7 protein-coding genes are annotated in these 6,900 nt (G+C 37.1%); 1 reads left to right on the top strand and 6 read right to left on the bottom strand.

Annotated elements, in window-relative coordinates:
• Nucleotides 1-802: 802 nt before the first annotated feature.
• Together crp and V5290_RS11180 are read right to left on the bottom strand one after the other, a co-directional pair.
• Nucleotides 803-1,441 carry a cAMP-activated global transcriptional regulator CRP gene (crp, locus tag V5290_RS11185; protein WP_025565472.1) on the bottom strand — a complete coding sequence of 213 codons (639 nt, stop codon included), beginning with the start codon at nucleotides 1,439-1,441 and terminating at the stop codon, nucleotides 803-805.
• Nucleotides 1,442-1,670: 229 nt separating this feature from the next.
• Nucleotides 1,671-1,901, bottom strand: coding sequence for a YheU family protein (locus V5290_RS11180; RefSeq protein ID WP_333385500.1), 231 nt, complete (start codon nucleotides 1,899-1,901; stop codon nucleotides 1,671-1,673).
• Nucleotides 1,902-2,307: 406 nt separating this feature from the next.
• Between V5290_RS11180 and V5290_RS11175 the strand changes: the two genes are divergently transcribed.
• Nucleotides 2,308-2,613 (top strand): cytochrome c, encoded by a 306-nt coding sequence (locus V5290_RS11175; protein WP_333385497.1) that lies wholly within the window; start codon nucleotides 2,308-2,310, stop codon nucleotides 2,611-2,613.
• A 66-nt stretch (nucleotides 2,614-2,679) separates the two neighbouring features.
• Here the strand turns inward: V5290_RS11175 and V5290_RS11170 are convergent, their stop codons facing one another.
• From V5290_RS11170 to menD, 4 genes are all read right to left on the bottom strand, one after another.
• The gene (locus V5290_RS11170; RefSeq protein ID WP_333385494.1) at nucleotides 2,680-3,282 is read right to left on the bottom strand and encodes a peroxiredoxin C; all 603 of its coding nucleotides are present in this window, start codon (nucleotides 3,280-3,282) and stop codon (nucleotides 2,680-2,682) included.
• Nucleotides 3,283-3,506: 224 nt separating this feature from the next.
• Nucleotides 3,507-4,349 carry a 1,4-dihydroxy-2-naphthoyl-CoA synthase gene (menB, locus tag V5290_RS11165; protein ID WP_333385492.1) on the bottom strand — a complete coding sequence of 281 codons (843 nt, stop codon included), beginning with the start codon at nucleotides 4,347-4,349 and terminating at the stop codon, nucleotides 3,507-3,509.
• A gap of 38 nt (nucleotides 4,350-4,387) precedes the next feature.
• Complete coding sequence (gene menH / locus V5290_RS11160; RefSeq protein ID WP_333385489.1) at nucleotides 4,388-5,167, bottom strand: 2-succinyl-6-hydroxy-2,4-cyclohexadiene-1-carboxylate synthase; 780 nt, start codon at nucleotides 5,165-5,167, stop codon at nucleotides 4,388-4,390.
• Nucleotides 5,154-6,884 (bottom strand): 2-succinyl-5-enolpyruvyl-6-hydroxy-3-cyclohexene-1-carboxylic-acid synthase, encoded by a 1,731-nt coding sequence (menD, locus tag V5290_RS11155; RefSeq protein ID WP_333385486.1) that lies wholly within the window; start codon nucleotides 6,882-6,884, stop codon nucleotides 5,154-5,156. Before menD ends, menH begins: the two co-directional genes overlap by 14 nt.
• Nucleotides 6,885-6,900: the final 16 nt, after the last annotated feature.

The raw sequence follows: 6,900 nt of genomic DNA, 5'->3' as shown, positions 1-6,900 counted from the left end.
AAAGATGATATTGATAACCAAAATTTTCAGCAATAAACAACTGGATATCAGTTCCTACTAATCGGACACCCTTATCATTATTTGCCTATGTATTAATATATTCAATGAGTTGAAGTGATTGCATTTCAGATAATCGTGGAGGACGCCCCGTTGTCTTTTTATCAACTAATCCAGCCAATCCATTTTGATGATATTGAGATATTCATTTATTAACGCTAGTGCGGCTCACTTTAAGAAGTTTAGCTATCAGCTGCCTTCTTGAAAATGTGCTAATGCAGAATAACGTACTCTCATACGAACGCTTTTATGTGTTTTGGCCAATTCAGAAAAGTCATGCTTTTTCATATGTTACCAAGTGAGTCCAAGCGTTAATGATAAAATACATTAGATCACATAATTAGGAGGAATAGTATTAGCCGACAGACTAGAGAATGAGCGGGTAAGCTCTGTGTACCCTTTTTAGCCTGTCAGTATACGAGTCGTCGCATACGATGTAGGCAAAGCTAACCATTATTAAATTTTAATCTTACATTCTTAATTAAGCAATCAGGCTGAAAAATGGAATCGTAGAACTCCTCCTCTTAGTAATCTAGCTGTGTTTAGCAAATAGCTGTATGTACGATTGAGATCGCTTGTAAGTGCTATAGAGGCTTCTGATGGACCTAATGAATATAATCTTTTATTTAACTGTTATAAGGCATTTGGTCTGGTTGGGGTTCTTTGTAATGAATAAATTTGAGGAGATTTTAGATATAAAAAAACCGCGATTAAGCGGTTTTTATTTTTTATTACTTAAAGCTAATTAACGAGTGCCAAACACAACGATTGTTTTACCGTGTGCTGAAATTAAGCCTTGTTCTTCTAGCATTTTCAAAATACGACCAACAGTTTCACGTGAACAGCCTACGATTTGGCCGATCTCTTGACGAGTGATTTTAATCTGCATACCGTCAGGGTGTGTCATTGCATCTGGCTGTTTTGCTAAATCTAATAATGTATTTGCAATGCGACCTGTCACATCTAAGAATGCTAAGTTACCAACTTTTTGGCTAGTTACTTGTAGTCTATTTGCCATTTGACGAGAAAGACGCATTAGAATTTCAGGGTTAACTGTAATTAACTGTGTGAATTTTTTGTACGAGATTTCTGCTACTTCACAAGCTGATTTAGCTTTAACTGAAGCACTACGGATTGGATTTTCTTCTTTATCAAATAAACCTAGCTCACCGATAAAGTCACCTTGGTTTAAGTAAGAAAGGATCATCTCTTTTCCGTCTTCGTCTTTTATAACAACTGCAACAGAACCTTTAACGATAAAATATAAAGTATCAGCTTTTTCACCCGCGTGAATTAACATACTTTTTGCTGGGTATTTATGCGTATGGCAGTGTGATAAAAACCATTCTAACGTTGGATCGGTCTGAGGTTTGGTAATGATCATAAACTTCCCTTTGTCTGTAGTAATAGCTTAACTGCTACTTCTTGTTATTTATTCACTAATTCATTTTAGTTATGTATGAATTGTATCGTTTTTTTTTCATACTCTGTAATATTTATGAGTATTAGTTGTGTAATAAATTAGATCTTTGTCATAAATAAGCGCATTTTTCTAACTAATATTTAGATTATGGACTAGTCGATACAAAATTAGCAATTTATCTGTTTTATTATTAATCAGATTGGGCCTGTGAAAATGCCTCTTTACTTACTAAGGTAACACTTTCATGTAGCTCTGAGTACATAATATAAATTTGCTCATTTTTGATTTGTTTCAAAATCTGCAACGTCTTTTCTTCTAATGAAAGTTCAACTTCACCATAATCAGTCCCTTCTCGTAAAATATATTGTTCGATTAAATTGTTTAAAGTGGTTTCATCAAGTTGTTGGTAAGGTATACGCATTGCTTTACTCATTGTTTTTATTAAACGACATATCAATTTTAGAGTGCATTATCATTTTAATATGCTTATTAAAACGGATTGAACTAACCGATATTTAGCTATTGGATTTTGAAAATATTATTTTTACAAAGTATTGATAGTGAATGGCTTTGTCTTTAAATAATAATTACGCCAATTAATGGATCTATTTTACTTGTGAGAATAACTTATTTCTTCGTTGTAATTTTCGTAAATAGAATAACTGTTTAACTTAAACCTTAAACTCGGTCATTTCCTCTGCGCAAAATTTAGAGCTCTTATTTAATGTAATTGATATAACTTATGGATAAATGTAGATCACCTTGTTTATTTGCTTGGTATTATAAGGTTTAAATTATACAGTAGTTATTTCTTAATGGAGCTTATTATGAACATCAAAATACTTGGTTTAGCGTTAATGGCTTTTCCTTTATCTGCTTTCGCAGGCGATATCGAGGCGGGCAAGACAAAGTCTGCAACCTGTGCTGCTTGTCATGGTTCCAATGGTATCTCTAACGTCCCAGTTTACCCTAACCTGCAAGGGCAACATGAAGCATATTTAGTATCTGCTTTAAATGCTTATAAAGCTGGGAATCGTCAAGGTGGGTTGTCTGCTGTGATGGTGCCGCAGGCAACATCATTAAGCGATCAAGATATTGAAGACTTAGCTGCCTATTACTCATCATTAAAATAAATATTCATGCTCGTACGATGTAACATGGCGGCTTTAGATCATGTTACATCGAGTTATTATTGATTGTTATAAATCATCAGAGTGATTAGCTAGGTAACTAGCAACACCTTCTGAGGTGGCCTCCATTGCTGCCTTATCTTTTGCCCATTGTGCTGGACACACTTCCCCATGCTCTTCGTGGAAATTTAAGGCATCTACCATGCGTAACATTTCATCTATATTACGTCCTAAAGGTAAGTCATTTATCACTTGGTGACGTACTTTACCTTGATTATCGATCAGAAAAGACCCACGTAATGCAACACCTTCCTCTTCCAGTTCAACATCATAGGCTTTACAAATTTCATGTTTAATATCTGCTACAAGTGGATATTGAACTGCGCCGATACCACCATTATTGATAGGTGTGTTACGCCACGCATGATGAGAAAACTGCGAGTCGATTGATACTCCAATGACCTCAACGCCACGTGCCTGGAAGTCTCCAAAACGTTTATCAAATGCAATCAGTTCAGAAGGGCATACAAAGGTGAAGTCTAATGGGTAGAAGAAAAGCACTACTTTTTTACCGTTAGCAAAATCTTTGAGATTAAAGTTACTTACAATCTCGCCACTACCTAATACTGCCGCAGCAGTAAAATCAGGGGCTTGTTTGCCTACTAATACCATGTGATTTTCCTTTCTTTAAATTCAAGTCGTATATTGAGTCAATATTTATGTTTTATGTAGCCGACTATGATGCGTTAAATTAAGGCTTTATGAAATGCTTTTATGGAGAAGACTCCATTAATGTGATTGCTATTATTAATTCAACAATAGCAGATCACTGTTAATGGATATTTGGCAATTTTAGATTGTTCGCTTAGGTTGTTGTCTTAATCTATGTCGGCTGGTTACGGGTTTCTTGAATATTGACTAAAGTCTGGCTTACGTTTTTCGTTAAAGGCGTTTCTGCCTTCTTGGCCTTCTTCACTCATATAAAAAAGCATTGTCGCATTACCGGCTAATTCTTGTAGACCAGCTTGACCATCACAGTCTGCATTCAAGGCTGCTTTTAGACAGCGTAATGCCATCGGGCTATTTTGTAATATCTCGCGGCACCATTTTACCGTTTCTTTTTCCAGATCAGCGAGAGGCACAACGGTATTGACTAATCCCATATCAACGGCTTCTTGTGCATTATACATACGACAGAGAAACCAAATTTCTCGCGCTTTTTTCTGCCCTACAATGCGTGCCATGTAACTTGCCCCCCAGCCACCGTCAAAGGAGCCGACTTTCGGACCGGTTTGACCAAATTGAGCGTTATCGGCTGCAATTGTTAAATCACACATCATATGTAATACATGCCCACCTCCAACTGCATAACCAGCTACCATTGCAATAACAGGTTTAGGGCAAGTACGAATTTGACGTTGAAAATCTAGTACATTGAGATGATGACCACCGGTTTCATCTTTATAACCTGAATCACCACGGACACTTTGATCGCCGCCTGAGCAGAATGCAAGATCGCCTTCTCCAGCAAGAATAATCACACCAATCTCTGCGTCATAACGTGCATCTTGTAATGCTTGCATCATTTCGTTTACGGTTTGTGGTCTAAATGCATTACGTACTTGTGGGCGATTGATGGTGATTTTAGCGATGCCTTCAGCCTTGTGATAATAGATATCTTCAAAAGCTAGCGAGCTGGGTTGCCATTGTATTGCGGAATAATGTTTTGATTCAGTCATAGTGACTCCATTACGTATGCCATCAAGGAATTAAACCGCTAATTGCTCAGTTGTTTAATCGTATTGGCATAGTTTATGGGGTCTTGTTGATGTGTATTATGACCTAGGCCATTAAAACAGCGGATTTTAATATTATTAAGTGTTGGAAATAAGCTGGCGACCTGCGCAAATTTAGTGTCTTTTTCACCATATAGATAAGTAATAGGTAAATCTGTCTTTTCTAAAAAGTGACTAGCACATTGTTGGTTGGCTAAACTTGTAGATAACAACATATTCGCTAAAAACACACCGTAATTATGACTTCGTTTTTCAATAATGAATTGTTTTTGAATGTCATTAAGGTCATCAAAAATGGGTTGAGAGTACCATTGCATCAAACTTTCATCGATGGCGTTGGTAGCAAAGTGCGTTGCCCAATCGAGATCAAATTGCCGACGTTGTGTTTTTTCCTGTTCATTATCCAAGCCTAGATGACAAGACTCTAATACTAAGTGTTGTAAACGTTGGTCTTGCTGGGTGCGAGCATAATCTAGAGCAATCCGTCCACCTAGGGAATAACCAATTAAGGTAAAAGAGTGGATGTTTAATGAGGCGAGGGTAAATTGTATTAATTGGTGACAGTTTTCGAAGCCATCTTCTAATGAAATTACACAGCCTGCAGAACGGCCATGACCAGGTAAATCTATGGTGACACAATGATAATCATCTTTGAGTGCTTCTATAGTGCTTTGCCAATCGTTGCGGTTACCTAAAAATCCATGTAAAAAAACTAACGTGGGGTGAGACGTTGAACCTTGCTGTTCACTATATAATGGCATTTTTAATCTGCTCCTTGATAGCGTCTAGTTGTGTTGTCGTTAATTTGTTATCCGTACAAACCTCAATCAGAGTAGTGCAATTTTTTGCGTTATTCATTAATGCTGTTTGATAGTGTGCTTTAAATTCAGAAAATGTACTAGGTTTTACATAATTAATCGAAAATTGTTCACAGGTTTGTGCAAAGGTCAGACCATGAGGGTTCTGATAAAACTGCTGTTGCTGTGCTGCAGGAACCGGTAAGAGATTAAAAATCCCACCGCCATCATTATTCAATAATAAAATGATAAAAGGCTTATTGAGTTGTTTGCATAGTGCTAAGGAGTTTAAGTCATATAGGAATGAAGTATCACCAATGATTAAACTACTCGCCTTATTTTTTTGTTTCGCAATACCTACCGCAGTTGCGATTAGACCATCAATGCCACTTGCTCCTCGGTTACTATAAATATGGGAAGAGGTATTAGCGAACATATCTGCAATACGAATAGCGAGGCTATTACCAAGTAGTGTTTGCATCGGCATATGATTGAGCAAATAGGCAGTACTGTTTATTTCATTAAGCGCTTTGCAGTGAGTGTAAGAGGTTAATGTTTCACTGAGCTTTTTCTGTAAATTAACTATTTTATTTAACCAATTTTGATCGGCGTGGCTTTGTGGAATCACAGAGCGAATGAAAGTGCTAGCAGAAGTGATAAATCGTTGTGTGACTGTATGAGTTGGATCGATACGTTGTTGATGCTCTGAAATCACCCAAAGTGGTGCGATGCTGTTATCAATAAATTGAGTAAGGCGTTTACTAATTAAATGATCTGAAAATTGGATGATTAGCTCAGACTCCTGTATTAAATTAGAGAATGTTTGATTCATTAACAGCAAGTCATAGTGCGCAATATTCTGTGCTGAGTTTTGTAGCTGAGACTGCACGTCTGCAAAAAGTGGCAATTGATGCTGAATACAGAATTTTTCAATGGCTAAGGCCTGTTGTTTATCCTGAATTCTTCCTACGACCACTACTATTTTTGAGCTGGGTAAATCAATACAAGTTGGTAAAGCGCTCGGTTCACTTTGATGATAACAAGTGAAAGGAGAGATCTGTTGAGTCCAAGTCTTTAAAGGCGTTAAGTAGTCAGTAAAGTCGCTAAGCTTATGCTCAGGATAAAGTGGCTCCCTAAACGCGACATTGAAGTGGATTGGGCCGAGTTTTGCCTGTTGTGATGCAATTCCCTGATCTAATGTTGATAACAAAAAATTAGGAGAGATCTCGGTTGTTGGGCTAGGGATCTGCTTAAAGAAAATAGGATAGCTAGAAAAAATATGTGGCTGCTCGATGGCTTGATTAGCAGCACAGTCAATTAACTCTGCTGGCCTGTCCGCTGAAATAACAATTAATGGTAAATGGCTTTGTCTTGCTTCAATTACTGCAGGGTATAAGTTTGCAACTGCTGTACCTGAGGTTGTTATTATCACCACAGGTTTAGTGGATGCTTGGCACAACCCAAGTGCAAAAAATCCTAATCCTCTTTCATCAAAATGCACATGTGCAGTGGCTTGTTTATTATTGGCTACGGCTAAAGTTAAAGGTGTTGAGCGGGAACCTGGCGCAATGCAAAAATCACTAATGCCATGACGCGTTAGTTCTTCTATTAATAAGCTTGCCCAGAGTAGATTAATATTAGAATGATAAAATGAAAACTGATTATTATTATCTATTTGCATCTGTAAATCTCCAGTA

The sequence above is a fragment of the Psychromonas arctica genome (assembly GCF_036697365.1).
Classification (GTDB): Bacteria; Pseudomonadota; Gammaproteobacteria; order Enterobacterales; family Psychromonadaceae; genus Psychromonas; species Psychromonas arctica_A.
The sequence above is the reverse complement of the archived record's forward strand: the minus strand, read 5'-3'. Positions and strand labels throughout refer to the sequence as shown.